Raw genomic sequence first — 15,314 nt, 5'->3', positions numbered from 1 at the left:
GTGACGGCCGGGCGGAGATCGTGGTGGCGGCGGATGCGCCGGGTAGTGCTTTCTGGGTGATGGATTTCGATCCGGAGGCCGGGACCTGGTCGTCGGCCGAGTTCCGGTGCAGTGACTCGGACGTCGGGGTGCGGCTGGCGGTGGCTGGTGATGTCGACGGTGACGGCCGGGCGGAGATCGTGGTGGCGGCGGATGCGCCGGGTAGTGCTTTCTGGGTGATGGATTTCGATCCGGAGGCCGGGACCTGGTCGTCGACCGAGTTCCGGTGCAGTGACTCGGACGTCGGGGTGCGGCTGGCGGTGGCCGGTGATGTCGACGGTGACGGCCGGGCCGAGATCGCGGTGGCGGCGGACACGCTGGGCAGTGCCTTCTGGGTGATGAAGTACAACCCGGTCGCCGCCGCGTGGAGCCACCTGAGCCAGATCCCCGGGCACAGCGTGGAGGCCGACTTCTTCGGCACCGAACTCGACGTCACGGCGACGTTCGCGGCGTCCGGTGATTTCGACGGCGACGGCCGGGCCGAGATCGCGGTGGCCCCGTCCGCACCGGGCAACGCCCTCTGGGTGATGCGATTCCATCCCGCCGGCGGGACCTGGGCACACCTGAGCCCGCTGCTCCATCCCCTGCACGCCGACCTGGTGTGCAGCACCCAGGACGTCGGCGCGAGGTTTGCCGTCGCCGGCGACTTCGAAGGCGACAAGTTCGCCAAGATCGCCGTCGGGGTGGACCGGGTCGGCAGCGAGGGCAACGACTTCTGGGTGATGCGGTGGAAGCCCGGCCCGGCCGTGCAGATCTACGTGCGCCGCGACGCGTGGGCGCTGACCGCCCCGTGGGATCCGATCACGCTGGCCTATGCCCGCGGGGTGCGCGTGATGCAGGGCCGCCCGGACGCGGACCCCACGAGCTGGGCCTATCAGGCGGCGATCCATGCCACGTTCGAGGTCCCACCGGCCGGTGCCGCGTGGAACCAATGCCAGCACCGGCACTGGTTCTTCCTGCCCTGGCACCGGATGTATCTGTACTACTTCGAGCGGATCCTGCGGGCCGCCGTGCTCAGCGCGGGTGGCCCCGCCGACTTCGCCCTGCCGTACTGGGACTACGACCAGCCGGAGCCCCGCGACTCGCTGCCCGAGCCGTTCCGGCTGCGGAACCTGCCCGACGGCACACCGAACCCGCTGTTCGTGCCCGCACCGAACCGGTCCGCCGCCTTCAACGCGGGCGCCCGGGTCGACCCGCGGGTGGCGTCACCGTCGGCCGCGCTCGACCTCACCGACTTCTTCCAGCCGGCCGGGGTGGCGAGCTTCGGCGGGGTGAACCGCCCACCCGTGCAGTTCGGCGCGTTCACCGACAGCGGCCAGCTGGAACTGGTCCCGCACAACGCCATCCACTCGCTCGTCGGTGGACGGTCACGGGGCCGATGCGAGGGTGGCTGGCTGGCGGATCCCCGATGCGCGGCGCGAGATCCGGTCTTCTGGGTGCACCACGCGAACATCGACCGGCTGTGGAACAGCTGGCTGAATCGCGGCGGCGGCCGGCTCAACCCCACCGATCCCGCGTGGCTGGGGCAGCAGTTCGCGTTCGCCGACGAGAACGGCAACCACGTTGTCCTCAGCCCCGCGGACGTCGTCGACAGCGCCGTCCAGCTGGGCTACACCTACGCCTGAGGTGAGCCAGGATGTCGAACCCACACCCGCCGGAACTGGCGGCCGCGACCGCTCACCCGCTCACCCTGCGCGGGGAGCCGGTGGTCGCCCGGCTGGTCATGCCGGTCAGCAGCCGGAACCTGGTCTTCCACGCCATCGACATCCGGCGCCCGGAGCGGGCGCTGGTCAGCGTCGACAACATCGAGGCGGCGGAGAACCCGGGCGTCGCCTACGGCGTCTTCGTGGGCAGCGGCGACGGCACCGAACCGGAGAGCTATCTCAACGTCGGGGCGATCTCGCTGTTCGGGGTGGAGATGCGCGACGACACCACCGTCCGGCACGACGAGGCACCCGGCTTCCGGCAGATCTTCGACGCCACCACCAGCCTGCAACTGCTGGCCGGGCAGGGCGGCTGGGACGCCGGTGCGATGAACGTACGGTTCGAGCTGATCCTGCCGCTGCCGCCGACCGGGCGGGAGAGCCTGGTGCAGCCGCTCATCGAGGAGCAGCGGGCCGCCGCCGCGCAGATGCCGGTCACCATCGGGCGGGTCGGGCTCTTTGTCTATTAGCCCGCCGGCCCGGCTGGACCGCCTGCGCCGGTGGGGCGCGTGGCACCCGGAGTGGCCGCTGCTGGCCGGAGCGGCCGGCGCCTGGGCGGTGCTGATCGTCCAGGCGCCGGTCCCGCACCGGCACGGGCCGCACGGTCTCACCGACTGGGCGCTGATGAGCCTGGCGATGATGGTTCCGGCCGCCGCGCCGGTCATCCGCTACGTCGGCCTCAACTCGATCCGGTCCCGGCGCCTGCTCGCCATGGCCCTGTTCGTGACGGCTTACCTGGCGGGCTGGACCGCGTACGGCGTGGTGGTCCTGACCGTGGCCGGCCTGGCCGGCCGTGCCGAGGTCGCCCCGCGGCTGCAGCTCGCGGTGGTTCTCGGGGTGGCCGGCCTGTGGCAGCTCAGCCGCTGGAAACGCTCGGTGCTCGGCACCTGCGTGCGGCCGGTGCCGCTGCCGCCGGTCGGCTGGCGGGCCAACGCGGCCTGCGCCCGCTTCGGGGTCTCGCACAGCTTCCGCTGCATCACGTCGAGCTGGGCGCTCATGCTGCTGATGCCCTCCGGGAGCCTGTGGCTGATGGCGCTGCTGACCGTGGTCGCGGTGGCCGAGAGCGTCGTTCCGCTCGGCGCCCGGTCGGCCACCCCGCTCGCATTCGTCCTGGCGATCTCCTGCGTAGCGGTGGTGGCCGAGCTCTGAGGGTCAGGAACTCCGGGTTCTGACCGTTGCTTCCGGGTGTTCGACCTTCTCGGCCGGCGCCGGCCCGGTGAGAGCTGCCCGATCGGTCGTTCCCCGCCCGCCGAGGGTCCGCTGCTGCTCGGTGGCGGACGGTGGCATGGCCACGGCGGCGGCCGCCGGCTGCTCGCCCTGCGGGTCCTTGGCGGGCAGCTTGTTGAGCACGTCGCGCGCCTGGTTGTCGATCAGGCGGGACACCAGCTGCTGGCCGTAGCCGAACAGCAGCGCGTACGCCAGGATCTGCTGCTGGTTGTTCAGGTCGGTGAAGCCGGGGATGAAGTCACCGCCGAGCAACAGCATCCCGCTCACCGCGGTCAGCGCCCCCAGCGGCGGCTTCAGCAGGGCCAGCGCGATGGGTACGTCGTAGGGCGTCGAGGTGCCGCGCAGGTTGCGGATGCTGAAGGCCGCCGCCAGGGCGCCGCCGATCAGGCCGAGGCCGGCGACGATCGGCACGTCCGCGCTGCTCGGTCCCGCCGCGCCGCTGGGGCAGGCCGGCTCGTCGGGCGCCGGCGCGTCGAAGCACATCGGCAGCACCTCCGGCTGGAAGGCGACCAGCGCCACCAGCGCGATCATCAGGACCAGGATCAGCGCCGCGCAGAAGATCAGCATGTTGCGGAAGTTGCGGACCCGGACGTGCATCTGGTCGGCGGCGTCGTAGCCGACCTCCATGGCTTCCTGCACCTGCGCCCGGAAGGCCGGCGTGCCGGTGTCGGTGCGCTGGGCGAGCCGTTCGATCTCCGCGCGTTGCGGGTCGGAACGGTCGAGCACGGCCTGCGCGCGCCGCACCACTCCCGGAACCTGGGCCGTCACCCAGTCCTCGGGCATCAGCTCGATGAGGCTGGTCTCAGCGGCGTGCAGGCTCTGGTACGCGAGCGCCACCGACGTGCCGCGCCATCGGGCGATCGGGCCGCGCCGGCGGCGGAGCACCTCCTGGTCGGCGGTGTCCAGCAACCGGGTCACCACGTCCGTGATCGCGTCCTGCCGGGGCTGGGACGGCCCGGGCGAGCCGACCGGTCCGGCCCGGGCGACCGCCAGCTGGCCGCGCAGCAGGGACGACTTCACCGAGACGTCCGCGGCCCATTGTTCGCGCAGGATCGAGGTGGTCATGGGCCTCTCCTCTCCAGCGTGGAGACCATCGCGCGCGGAAAGATCCGGTTCCGGCATGGCGTCAGGGTGGCAGCATTCGCTCGCCCGCCGCATCCGGGAACTCCCGATAATCCCAGCATTCCGGCCGATCAGTTAATGTCGCCCGGCTGATCGGTGCTGACCGGCTATTGCTGATTGACACGATCAATGCGGCGGGCGTAGACCGGAACTGGGATCGCATTCCGCGCTCAATTGACTTCCGGCTGCTTTCCGCTGCCGGAAAACATCCGGGAGTCAGCATGGCTGACACGCAGGAACATCACGGCCTCCTCTGGTTCGCGAATCGGTCCGCGCCGCGGTCCTACTACTTCCTGCCGCGCCGGGCCGACGTGCAGCGTGACGACGACGGCCGGCCGATGGTGACGCTGCTGGTGGCCGGCCCGGGCGGGTTCCTGACGCTCACCGGGATGTGGCGTCCCGGCGCCGACGCCCTCGACGGCCTGCGCAAGGAGATCGCCGAGCGGGAGCAGATCGACGACGCCGCGACGATCACGCTGGCGTTCGCGCCGGTGCGGTCGGTCTCCTGCGAGCTGGTGCTGGACGACGGCACGGTCCTGGCGCGCAGCCGGACGTCGGGCTCGCCGCCGTACTCGGCGCTGTTCAGCGTGTCGCTGACCGCGGCCCAGCTGGTCTCCGCGGCGGCCGGCCTCGGCGGCCGCCCGGGCTTTCTCGCCGTGCGTTACCGGGCCGAGGTGCTCACGCCGATCATGGCCGGTGCCCGGTTCACCGGCGCGGGCGCCGAGCTGATCTCGTGGCTGCGTGCCGCGGCCACGACCGGCCCGGCGGGGCTGCGCGCGGCGATCGAGCAGGCGATCACCGACGGACTGGCCCGGGTGGAGCTGAGCGTGCCGGGCGACCCGTCGTCCGAGCTGGTCACGGAGCTCTATGACCGGGTCCTGAGCCGGGCCGCCGAGGCGGTGCCCGGCTTGCTCGACGGTGGCTCCTTCGAGGTCACCGTCGAACTCGGCCGGGATGTCGAGCAGCCGTTCTCGGCTGACGCGGACCTGGCCACGATCGAGGGCCGGGACACCGTCCGGCTGCCCGCCGGGATCGTTGCGCCCGCGCCGGAGACGGCGCCGGCGCCGGCGCCGGGCGTGCGGCTCGGCCTGGACCCGGCCGGCGCGCCGCTGGCGTGGATCCGGGTCCGCCGCGGTGACGCGACCGCGGTGCTGACGGCGCCGGACTTCCGGCCGGCCGATCCGGGGACGGCCGGCGGCCCGGTCACGGTGATCACCGGATACACCGACGGCTCGCCGATCCACCGGGTGGACCTGCCGGCGCGGGCGGGTGAGCTGGTCCTCGGCGCGCGCGACGTGGGCCTGGCCGAGGTGACGGTGGACGGCCGGGCGCTGGCCCGTGCCGGCGCTGTCGCGGCGGAGGTGTTGCTGACCCGCGGGCCGCACCGGCACACCGTGCGGCTCGGCGGCGACGACTGGACGGCGCGCCGGTGGCTCGTCGTGCCCGAGGGCGCCGCGCCCGGCGCCGACTACCGCTGGACGGCGACCACGGCCGACGGCCGCGTCGTCCGCCACGATCGGGCGCACTCGGAAACCGGCGAGATCGTTCTCGCAAGCTTTTAAAAGGAGCCGGCCGTGTTGCAGATCGACAAGGTTCAGACCATCGAGGGCGTGACCGTTCACACCGACGGCGACAGTTTCTCCACCTTCTATCTCATTCCGGAACAGCCCCGATATCGGCGTTATCCGGACGGCACGCTGGCCTTCCGGTTCATCAAATACCGATTCGCGGTGGACCGCCCCGGAGACCGGAAGGGTGGCGGATTCGTGCTGTTCGACGTCGAATTCGTGGTCGACGAGGCGAAGCTGCCGGTGATCACCGAGAAATTGCAGGCCCAGGTGAACGCCGAGGCGGCGCGGCGGGGCATCACGCCGGCGCCGCCGGTCACCATCGGCACGATCAGCTACACCAAGGGAACGTCCGCGCTGATCGTCCCGGGTGCCGGCGGGTTCGTCGAGAAGGAGCACAACCCCGGCATGCCGTCGCTGTTCGGCCGCAACATCTGCTCCTTCGGCCTGGAACTGAGCCAGGACGGCGCCGAGTTCTTCGAGAAGGCGATGCAGGGGCAGGGCGGCACGGTGTCGGTCGTCTACAACATGTGGTTGTTGGCGCAGCTCCCGAAGATCGAGGTGAACGCGCACTTCCGCGCCTCGACGTTCTACAGCTTCTTCCAGACCATCCACGTCGACTGGAACTTCTGGGGGCTGGACTCCTACCGGGAGACGCTGCGCGAGCAGATGATCTCCTCGGAGTCGATGGTGCTGGACTTCAAGTGGGGCGGCGTCACCGACGAGAAGATCCGGGGGCCGATCCGGGACTGGGCGACCCGGACGCTGGAGGACGCCGTCGAACGCAAGATGATCAAGGCGATCGCCCCGGTGCCGGACGACCAGCGCGACCTGCCGGACGGCATCGAGGACGTCACCCGGGACATCTCCAAGACGCAGATCTCGAACGTGGACATCCATTACCGCGAGTCCCAGACGGTCGAGTGGAACATCGCGCCGCAGGGGATCCTGCAGAACATCACCGCCCTCAAGGACGGCGCGGGCGCACCCGTCAAATGGGAGGACTACGCCACCACGATCGACCTGAACTCTGATTTCTTCCGCGAACTGCGCGTCGATGTGAACGTCAACGGCGATTTCACGAACCTGCCCATCCACTCGGTCGAGGTGCAGGTGCTCTACCACGGCCGGCCGATGCCGAACCTGACGCCCGGCCAGCCCGAGGGCGAGGTCGTCCTGAAAAGCCCGGACGAGATCGGCAAGTTCGCCACCTACGTGGACGGCGACGACTGGAACTACCAGTACCGCTACCGGATCAACTACCGGGGCACCAGCGGGGTGTTCGAGTCCGGCGAGAAGACCACCAACGAGGGCAACCTGGTCTTCGGCGTCGACGACGTCGGGATCCTCTCGGTGGAGGCGTCGACCGGCGCCGACCTGAACTGGGAGGAGGTCGACACCGCGCTGGTCACCTTCCACTACGCCGACGACGACGTCGCCCCGATCGAGGAGCAGTTCCAGCTCACCAAGGCCAACCACACCAAGAAGATCCAGAAGGTCATCCTCAAGCCGATGCGCAAGGAGTACCGCTACCGCGTGCGGTACTTCATGAAGGGTGGCAAGGAGGTCGAGGGGCCCGAGCTGACCTCACGGGCCCCGAACCTGGTCATCAACGACGTCTTCGGTGGCCGCCGGACGGTCTACCTGCGCGGCGTCGGCGACTTCACCAACCGGGTGCAGAACGTATTCGTCAACCTGGAGTACCGGGACGACAAGAACAAGTACACCCAGGCGCGCAGCCAGGCGCTGAGCTCCGCGATGCCGAGTTTCGACTGGTCCTTCCCGGTGATCGACGAGACGGTCGGCGACGTCTTCTACAGCGCCACCATCGCCTACAAGGACGGCACCAGCGAGGAGATCCCCCGGCAGGTGGCGACCTCGTCCACCATCCCGCTGCCGCCGCCGGTCGAGGCCTTCCTCGACGTGACGATCGTGCCCGATCTGCTGGACTGGAGCCGGTTGCGTCTCGTGAGAGCGGCGCTGAGCTACACCGACCTGGACGCTTCGATCGCGGTGAACAAGGACTTCATCTTCAGCCCGTCGAAGACGGCCACGCAGACGTGGCGGGTGGAGCTGAAGGACAAGGACCGCGACCAGTTCTCGTACACGATCACGTACTTCCTCACCGACGGGACCCAGAGGACCGTCAAGTCCGACGGCACGGTCGACGACCGTACGCTGATCCTCGACTTCGGGGGTTAGGGCGATGCTCTCCCTCCAGCCGCCGTTCCACGTCATCGAGGGCGTCGCGGTGCTGCGCGACACCACGCCGGGCAGCTACTACTTCATGCCGGCGATGCCGCACCTGAGCACCGTGCGCGACGAGGCGCTCGGCATCGACCTGCCGCAGCTGCAACTGCTCAAGTTCCGCGACGACGTGGACCCGGCCGGCGGCGCCTTCCTGACGTTCGGCGTGGACCTGTCGTTCGACGCCGAGCGGCTGGCGAACGTGGCGTCCGAGATCCGGCGGCTCGACCGGCTCGACCGGGATCCGCTGCTGGCGCCGGTGCCGCTGGAGAACGGCAGCGTGCGCCTGATGATCCTGGGGCAGACCAACGCGGCCGGCGGCAGCGGCGGGCAGTCCCGCTTCGAACTGAAGATCAACCCGCCGCACGAGTCGAAACCCGCCCTCTACGGCAAGAACGAGGCGATCTTCTCGGTGCAGCTCGACGCGGACAGCGCCACGCTGATCGAGGCGGCCCTGCTGGAGGGCACGATGCTGCCGGTCGGCGTGATGTACCTGCTGGAGTTCTTCGCGCTGCGCCCGGCCTTCACGGTCCGGGTGAGCGCCGACTGGAACCGGGTGCAGAAGCACTTCGAGGAGTCCTTCGGCTTCGACGCCATCTTCGCCTCGGTGGACATCGACAGGGTTGTCGACGAGCTGATCGAGTCGCGGGCCGTCCTCATCGAGGTCGACTCGTTCCTGCCCGAGGGCGAGGACGCCGGCTCCTGGGTGGGCCGCCGCGACCAGGCGATCAACGACTTCAAGGACATGGTCCTGGACAGCTTCTTCGAGCCCAGCATCGAGCCGGTCAAGGAGGAGGAGGACGGCTGGGACAAGTTCACCCACACCGCGGAACGCCTGGCGCTGCTCGCCGCGACCGGCGGCCTGGGCACCGCCAAGTTCCACTACAAGAGGCAGGACCTCACCCGCATCGACGACAAGAAGCTCAACCTGACCATGAACGAGCGGGTCACGGTCAAACGCACGATCTATCCCCAGGCCAACCTCAAGAGCCTGGGTACGGAACTGCGCTCGCTGATCGACCAGGGCCGGCTCGACCGGTCGGCGGTGATCCAGGAGGTGGACCTGAACTCGGCCTGGTTCCGCCGGCGGCAGGTGCAGGCGCACGCGCTGGTCAACTTCGACCACGACCAGGTCGACTCGGTGAACCTCACCGTGGCGTACGGCGGCGACCCGCAGACGCTGCGGCTGACCGGGGCCACCGCCTCCGGGACCCGGCAGTGGAACAGCATCCTGGACGGCAAGGTGATGCGCCGCGACGTCGAGTACCGGTACCGGGTGAACTTCGGCGACGTCGACACCACCGAACGGCCCGGCGTGATCGAGTCGCCGCCGCTGGTGACCCGCGGTGACGAGTTCGAGATCTCGCCGCGCGCCGAGGGCCTCTACTTCGTCGACGACATCGTGATCGGCGCCGAGGCCCTGCCCTGGGACCGCTACCCGAGCGTCGGCGTCGACGTCCGCTACACCGACGAGCGGCACGGCATCCGGCTCGCCGAGACCTTCATGCTGACCAGGGCCAAGCCCGAGATCACCTGGCGGCGGTTCCGGCTGGACGCCGAACGCGACGGCTACGAGGTACGGATCACGTACCTGAGCGCCGACCACCGCGACATCGTGGTGCCCTGGCAGCCGACCGACCAGGAGCGGCTGCTGATCCGTGACCCGCGGCCCGGCAAGCGAACCGTGCAGGTGATCCCCGCGGTGCCGTGGGGCCTGGTTGCGATGGTGCTGGTCGAGCTCTGGTACACCGACCCGGCGAACCGGATCGACGAGCGGCAGACGCTGTCGTTCCTGAACACCGAGACCGACCGGCTGCCGAAGGTGTTCACGGCCAACCTCGCCGATCCGGAGCAGCGGTTCGTCGGCTACTCGGCGATGATCCTGCTCAGCGACAACCGGATGATCACCGTGCCGCCGTCGATGACCGCCGCGGCGTCCGTCGTGATCCGCACCGACCTGATGGGGCACCGGATCATCGCGGTCCGGCCCGGTGTCCCGGACTTCGCCGCGGCCGGCATCGTGCGCCTCGAGGCGGACCTGGAGTTCTCCGATCCGGCCGCCGGGCTGAGCATGCGGGATACCTTCACGTTCCTCTCGCCGCGCGACTCGGCCCTGTTCGAGTACGACTACAGCGCCGCGGAGCGGTCCCGGTACCGCTGCGCCGTGCGCACCCTCTACGGCAACGGCACGGTCCGCGAACGTGATCTCGGCATGCTCGACAGCGACCGGCTGATCGTGCCGGCGGCGTGAGGAAGGGGCGCCACGATGCAGATGATCGGCAGCGGCACCCAGGTCATCGAGGGTGTCACCGTCCTCAAGGACCACGCCGACGAGCGGCTGCACTGGGCGATGCCCGGCACGGTGCGCCTCGCCGAACGCGACGGCGTACCCCAGTTCACCCTGATCCGCTACCGCCCGGCGGTGGCCGGCAGCGGCGTACGCGGCGGCGGCTTCCTCGTCATGGAGGTCGACCTGCGGCTGGAACCGGAGACCGAGCGCAAGATTCTGAACGCGCTGGCGCGCACCACGAACGGGACACCGCGGCTGTCGATGGTGCCGTTCGACGACGGCTCGGTGCAGGTGGTCGCCCTGAACATCCAGGGCGGGGGCGGCACGGCCGCGCCGGTGCCACCGCCGGGTGCCTTCCTCGCGATCGAGTCGGTCCTGGGCGCCACCGTCCCGAGCATCACCGGCACGAACAACGCGGTCTTCAGCCTGACCCTCAGCGAGGAGGGCGCCACCATCCTGGATCAGGCGTTCCGGCAGGGCGCGACGCCGGTCGGGGTGATGTACCACCACCGGTACACCGTGCTGCGCCCGGCGCTGGACGTGGAGATCACTGCGAACTTCAAGCGGGTCTACGACCACCTCAGCATGGGCATCGACCTGTCCGCCGGCTTCCCGGTCTACGGCGTGCCGGTCTATCTGGAGGCGGGCATCGACCTGGCCTTCGAGAAGCTGAAGCAGGACGGTGTGATCACGGTCCGCGTGATCAACTTCGCGAACGCGGCGGATCAGGCCGACAAGGAGAAGTGGGCGCTCGAGTTCTTCAAGCAGAACCTGATGGCGGACTGGTTCAAGGCCACCTTGCCGCCGGTGACCTTCGACAAGCCGGCCGATCCGGCCAAGCCCGCCGATCCGGCCAAGCCCGCTGATCCGGTCAAGCCCGCTGATCCGGCCAAGCCGAGTGAGCCCGCCAAGCCCGGCGACCCGGCGAAGCCGGCCGACCCCGCGAAGCCGGCCGACCCCGCGAAGCCGAGCGAGCCCGCCAAACCTGGTGAGCCGGCGAAGCCGGCCACCGGGGGCGGCGAGGCCCCCGTCAAGGAGGTCTGGGCGCTGCCGTTCGACGAGGCCGAGCGCCTCGGCGCCACCATCACCAAGGAGGTGCAGCCGCCCACCGCCGGCTACGACGTGCAGCTCGCCCAGTCCGCCGCCAGCGACCGGGTCACGCTCACCTTCACCGGCGGTGCGACCGCACCGGTGGTCCGGGTCGACAACCGCCCGCAGACCCTGTCCGGCCGCCAGCTCTCCCTCGACGTCGCCGCCGGCGCGGCCCTGACCGTCGACGCCGACTATCCGGCCGTGCCGGGCGCCGAGCGGGAGTTCCGCCTCTCCTTCGACTTCGACAAGCCCCTGGCCCCGGGCTGGTCGGTCGAGCCACCGGGCGCCGCCTACCGGGGCTATCTGACGAACCGCACCAGCCCGCTGGACACCCGCTTCGAGACCAGCACCGGCGGTGGCGGTGAACAGCGCGGCGCCGACGCGGTGCGGGCCTGGCTGAGCGGCCTCGGCTCGCCACGGCGCGTGCAGATCGACGCGTACGCCAGCTTCGAGGGCGACGTGACCAAGGCGGTCCTCAACCGGGAGCTGAGCAGCCGCCGCCTCGACGTGGCCCGCGGCATCGTCGGCGACGCCGCGGAGATCCTGCAGCAGCAGGCGCACGGTTTCGGCCCGGCGCAGGCCGCGAACCGCGTCGGCGACCCGAACGACCGGGTCGCGGTGATCAGGGGCGCCGCGGCGGGCACGCAGGCCGTGAAGATCCGCGCCACGCTGCGCCGGGCGGCCGCCCCGGCCCCGAAACCCGATCCGGAGCCGAGCCCCGAGCCCAAGCCGGAGCCGAAACCCGACCCCAAGCCGTCGCAGGACCCGAAGGCCCCGGTCGTCCCGCCGGTGCCCGGCATCGGCGTGAAGCTCGCCTTCAGCCTCAAGAAGATCGAGCAGGTCGAGGACAAGTCGGTCACGTTCAGCTACCAGCGGCAGGAGGCCGTGCAGCGGGTGCACGCGCCGCAGGGCCTGCTCCGGCTGCTCGCCGACGATCTCGACGGGCCGCCGCACTTCCTCGAGGTCGACCTGGACAGCCCGTTCCTGCGCAGGCTGGACCTGCAGATCGAGGCGCCGGGCAACTTCGAGCGGATCGGGCTGATCAAGTCCGACGTGGCGATCGAGTACGGCCGCCCGTCCGAGCCGGTGAACCTGCGGCACCGGGACATCAGCTTCCGGCCGTCCGGCTCCACGCTGGAGCGGGCGTCGTTCTTCCTCAACCGGCAGCTCGACCTCGACTACCGCTACACCGTGCAGTACCACTTCGACGCGCTGTCCGGCTGGGACGGGCAGCAGCTCAGCTACGAGCTGCCGGTCAGCACCACGCTGGACCGGACCTTGCTGATCAACCCGTACCGGGACTTCGGTTTCCTGGAGGTGCAGATCGTCCCCGGCGACATGGACGCCGCGATGATCGACTCGACCGACGTGCTGCTGCGGTACGACGATCCCGGCCGGTGGAGCCGCAACCGCACCATCACGGTGCGGCCGGACTCGCCGCCGCAGTCCTGGAAGCTGCGGCTGACCGACCCGCTCCGCCGCGACTACGAGTACCGGTTCCTGCACCGTCTCAAGGACGGCACCAGCCGGGAGACCCTGCCGGTGCGCACCTCCGCGACCTCGATCGCGGTCAACGACCCGTTCGACGATCCGCTGATCGTCGAGTTCTTCCCGAACTACGACCGGACCGGCATCGCCATCGTCTTCGTCGACGTGACGTTCGCCGAACCACCGCATCCGGCCCGTACCCAGCAGTTGCGGTTCGCCGGCGACGACGCGCAGCCGCAGCGTCTCCGGTTCGCCCGCGCCGACCGGGCCACCGACACCATCACGGTGCAGATCACCATCCTGGGCGCCGACAACTCGGTTCGCAGGCTGGCCGCCAGGACGACCGAGAGCTCGATCGTGTTCCTCGGCGAGCACATGGCATGAAGACCCAGCGGAAGGGAAAGGCAATGGCCAAGACATCGAGCGAGGCGACCAAGCCGAAGGCCGCCGCGGAAGGCAAGACCTACGGCTACCAGGCGCCCGAGACGGCAACGGCCCCGTCGGTCTCCGACAAGAAGCAGAAGCTCTTCGACGCCTTCGAGGATCTGATCAACTCCCTGGTGGCCGGTGCCACCCCGGCGCCGTCAGCCCCGTCACCGTCACCGTCACCGGCACCGACGACGTCGGCCCCGGCTCCGACCCCGACCCCGGCCCCGACTCCGACGACGCCGAGCGCGCCCACCGGCCCCGGCTCGCCCTCGACCGGAGTGGGCACCGCACCGCACCCCAACGGCGAGGGACACGTCGAGGTGCCGTACGCGTTGCTGCGGGAAAGCTACCGGGAGGATCTCGCCAAGAGCGCCGCGCAGCGGACCGCCGCCGTCCGGCGGCCGGAACGGGCGCTCACTCGGGAGGAGCTGATCCGCAAGCACACCCCGGACTCCAACAACGCGCCGTTCCAGGGCCTCCAGGAGTTCGCACCCTCGTTCGGCAACCGTGGCCGCGGCAACGGCGCGACGCCCGAGGTGGTCTGCGAGCCCGCCACCGGTCCGCGCCCGGAGACCGCCCCGCAGAAGCCCGAGGTCGCCGGCGTGGTGCTGGACGCCTACTGGGGCAGCTTCGGCACCCCGGCCGAGCGGGCCCAGGAGCGGGCCCGGATCCTGGCCACGGAGTACTCGGACAAGCCGCAGCTCGAGGCCATCATCGGCTCCGACGACCGGACGCTGGTCACCAACAACGAGGCGTACCCGTGGCGGTGCATCTGCTCGCTGCTGATCACGGCCAGCAACGACGTCATGTTCGTGGGCACCGGCTGGCTGGTCAGCCCGCGCCTGGTGGTCACCGCCGGCCACTGCGTCTACATGCACGACCAGGGCGGCTGGGCCAAGCAGATCGAGGTCATCCCGGGGCGGTTCGGCACCAACCGGCCGTTCGGGTCGGCGATCTCCCGGGACATCCGCAGCGTCACCGCGTGGACGGTGGACCGCGACCGGGACTACGACTACGGCGTGATCATGCTGCCGGAGGACAAGCGGTTCGGCGACGAGCTGGGCTGGTTCGGATACGCCAACCGCGACGACGACTACCTGCGCGGCGTGTCGCTGAACCTGGCCGGTTACCCCGGCGACGGCGGGAAGGCCGGGCCGGAGCGCCAGCAGGGCACACCCTGGTACCACTCCCGGATGGTCAGCCAGGTGGACGACCAGCAGATCATCTACGACATCGACACGTTCGGCGGGCAGAGCGGCGCTCCGGTCTGGGAGATGTCCCCCGACGGCAGCCGGTACGGCCTGGCCATCCACACCTGGGGGACCAGCGTGAACAACGGTGGCACCCGGATCACCCACCAGGTCTTCCAGAACATCGTGGACTGGGCCGGAGAGGTCCCGTGAGGAGGACCCGATGAGCGGATCCATTTCCGGGCGCGTGCTCGACCCGAACGGCGTGCCGCTGTCCGGCGCGACCGTGTCGATCACCGCCGGCCCGGGCCCGAACGACGACATCGCCGCGCTGACCGGCCCGGACGGCCGGTTCAGCCTGGGCAACCTCAATCCGGGCCGCTACGAGGTGGCGGTGTTCGACACGCTCAACGGCGAGACCCGCGCCGAGGTCGACGTCGCCGACGCGGTCAGCAATGAGGTGGAGATCCGGTTCGGCGGCGCGCGGGCCCCGGACCCGACGCCGATGCCGATGCCGACGCCGATGCCGACGCCGATGCCGCCGGATTCACCGGTCGGGAACGGCAACGGCGTGCCGGTGCTGACCGACGGCATCGACTGGACCGCGGTGCGGCTGATCCGCGTCTCGATCCGGCCGGCCGGCGCCGGCCCGGACGCGCCCATCACCGAACTGTTGTTCAGCCCGCGCAAGACCGGGTCGGTGACGTGGCAGGCCGCACCGGACACGCGGTACACCTACACGGCGAGTTTCTTCCTGCGGGGCGGCCTGCAGCGCACGGTCGGCCCGCTGGACGGGCAGGGCCCGCTGGACCTCGCCCTGCAGCAGGGGGTCTCGCTGCGATGATCGCCACGGCCGAGGCGGCGCCGCACCCGGCGATCGGCCGGGCCCTGGCGCTGTGGCCGGACGCGTGGGCGGCGC

The 15,314-nt window shown here is 70.5% G+C and carries 10 protein-coding genes; 9 read left to right on the top strand and 1 reads right to left on the bottom strand.

Annotation, left to right across the window (positions count from 1 at the left end; translation table 11 throughout):
• From AB0F81_RS40325 to AB0F81_RS40315, 3 genes are all read left to right on the top strand, one after another.
• The coding region (locus tag AB0F81_RS40325; protein WP_360206947.1) for a tyrosinase family protein at positions 1-1,664 on the top strand (1,664 nt) is incomplete at its 5' end.
• An 11-nt stretch (positions 1,665-1,675) separates the two neighbouring features.
• Positions 1,676-2,212 (top strand): hypothetical protein, encoded by a 537-nt coding sequence (locus AB0F81_RS40320; RefSeq protein WP_360206944.1) that lies wholly within the window; start codon positions 1,676-1,678, stop codon positions 2,210-2,212.
• Positions 2,202-2,891 (top strand): DUF2182 domain-containing protein, encoded by a 690-nt coding sequence (locus AB0F81_RS40315; RefSeq protein ID WP_360206941.1) that lies wholly within the window; start codon positions 2,202-2,204, stop codon positions 2,889-2,891. The genes AB0F81_RS40320 and AB0F81_RS40315 overlap by 11 nt, the downstream gene beginning before the upstream one ends.
• A 3-nt stretch (positions 2,892-2,894) precedes the next feature.
• Here AB0F81_RS40315 and AB0F81_RS40310 read toward each other — a convergent pair whose 3' ends face one another.
• Positions 2,895-4,034 carry a hypothetical protein gene (locus AB0F81_RS40310; RefSeq protein WP_360206938.1) on the bottom strand — a complete coding sequence of 380 codons (1,140 nt, stop codon included), beginning with the start codon at positions 4,032-4,034 and terminating at the stop codon, positions 2,895-2,897.
• A 278-nt stretch (positions 4,035-4,312) separates the two neighbouring features.
• On the opposite strand from AB0F81_RS40310, the gene AB0F81_RS40305 reads away from it, so the two are divergent.
• Genes AB0F81_RS40305 through AB0F81_RS40280 form a run of 6 tightly spaced genes read left to right on the top strand, consistent with a single transcriptional unit; the run spans position 4,313 to position 15,239 of the window.
• Positions 4,313-5,653, top strand: coding sequence for a hypothetical protein (locus tag AB0F81_RS40305; RefSeq protein ID WP_360206936.1), 1,341 nt, complete (start codon positions 4,313-4,315; stop codon positions 5,651-5,653).
• A 12-nt stretch (positions 5,654-5,665) separates the two neighbouring features.
• Positions 5,666-7,861 carry a hypothetical protein gene (locus tag AB0F81_RS40300; RefSeq protein ID WP_360206933.1) on the top strand — a complete coding sequence of 732 codons (2,196 nt, stop codon included), beginning with the start codon at positions 5,666-5,668 and terminating at the stop codon, positions 7,859-7,861.
• 4 nt (positions 7,862-7,865) lie between these two features.
• Positions 7,866-10,157, top strand: coding sequence for a hypothetical protein (locus AB0F81_RS40295; RefSeq protein ID WP_360206930.1), 2,292 nt, complete (start codon positions 7,866-7,868; stop codon positions 10,155-10,157).
• A gap of 15 nt (positions 10,158-10,172) precedes the next feature.
• Complete coding sequence (locus AB0F81_RS40290) at positions 10,173-13,160, top strand: hypothetical protein (RefSeq protein ID WP_360206927.1); 2,988 nt, start codon at positions 10,173-10,175, stop codon at positions 13,158-13,160.
• A 23-nt stretch (positions 13,161-13,183) separates the two neighbouring features.
• Positions 13,184-14,608: a trypsin-like serine protease gene (locus tag AB0F81_RS40285; RefSeq protein WP_360206925.1), complete on the top strand. Its 1,425-nt coding sequence runs from the start codon at positions 13,184-13,186 to the stop codon at positions 14,606-14,608.
• Between the two features lie 10 nt (positions 14,609-14,618).
• The gene (locus tag AB0F81_RS40280) at positions 14,619-15,239 is read left to right on the top strand and encodes a carboxypeptidase-like regulatory domain-containing protein (protein ID WP_360206923.1); all 621 of its coding nucleotides are present in this window, start codon (positions 14,619-14,621) and stop codon (positions 15,237-15,239) included.
• Positions 15,240-15,314 lie beyond the last annotated feature (75 nt).

The sequence above is a fragment of the Actinoplanes sp. NPDC024001 genome, assembly GCF_040638955.1.
Lineage (GTDB): Bacteria > Actinomycetota > Actinomycetes > Mycobacteriales > Micromonosporaceae > Actinoplanes.
This window is presented reverse-complemented; position numbering and strand designations above follow the sequence as displayed.

Bases quoted from the DNA above. Each gene is read 5' to 3' on its own strand.
- AB0F81_RS40305 (WP_360206936.1), top strand. From the start codon at position 4,313: ATGGCTGACACGCAGGAACATCACGGCCTCCTCTGGTTCGCGAATCGG.
- AB0F81_RS40310 (WP_360206938.1), bottom strand. From the start codon at position 4,034: ATGACCACCTCGATCCTGCGCGAACAATGGGCCGCGGACGTCTCGGTG.
- AB0F81_RS40290 (WP_360206927.1), top strand. From the start codon at position 10,173: ATGCAGATGATCGGCAGCGGCACCCAGGTCATCGAGGGTGTCACCGTC.
- AB0F81_RS40320 (WP_360206944.1), top strand. From the start codon at position 1,676: ATGTCGAACCCACACCCGCCGGAACTGGCGGCCGCGACCGCTCACCCG.
- AB0F81_RS40280 (WP_360206923.1), top strand. From the start codon at position 14,619: ATGAGCGGATCCATTTCCGGGCGCGTGCTCGACCCGAACGGCGTGCCG.
- AB0F81_RS40295 (WP_360206930.1), top strand. From the start codon at position 7,866: ATGCTCTCCCTCCAGCCGCCGTTCCACGTCATCGAGGGCGTCGCGGTG.
- AB0F81_RS40285 (WP_360206925.1), top strand. From the start codon at position 13,184: ATGGCCAAGACATCGAGCGAGGCGACCAAGCCGAAGGCCGCCGCGGAA.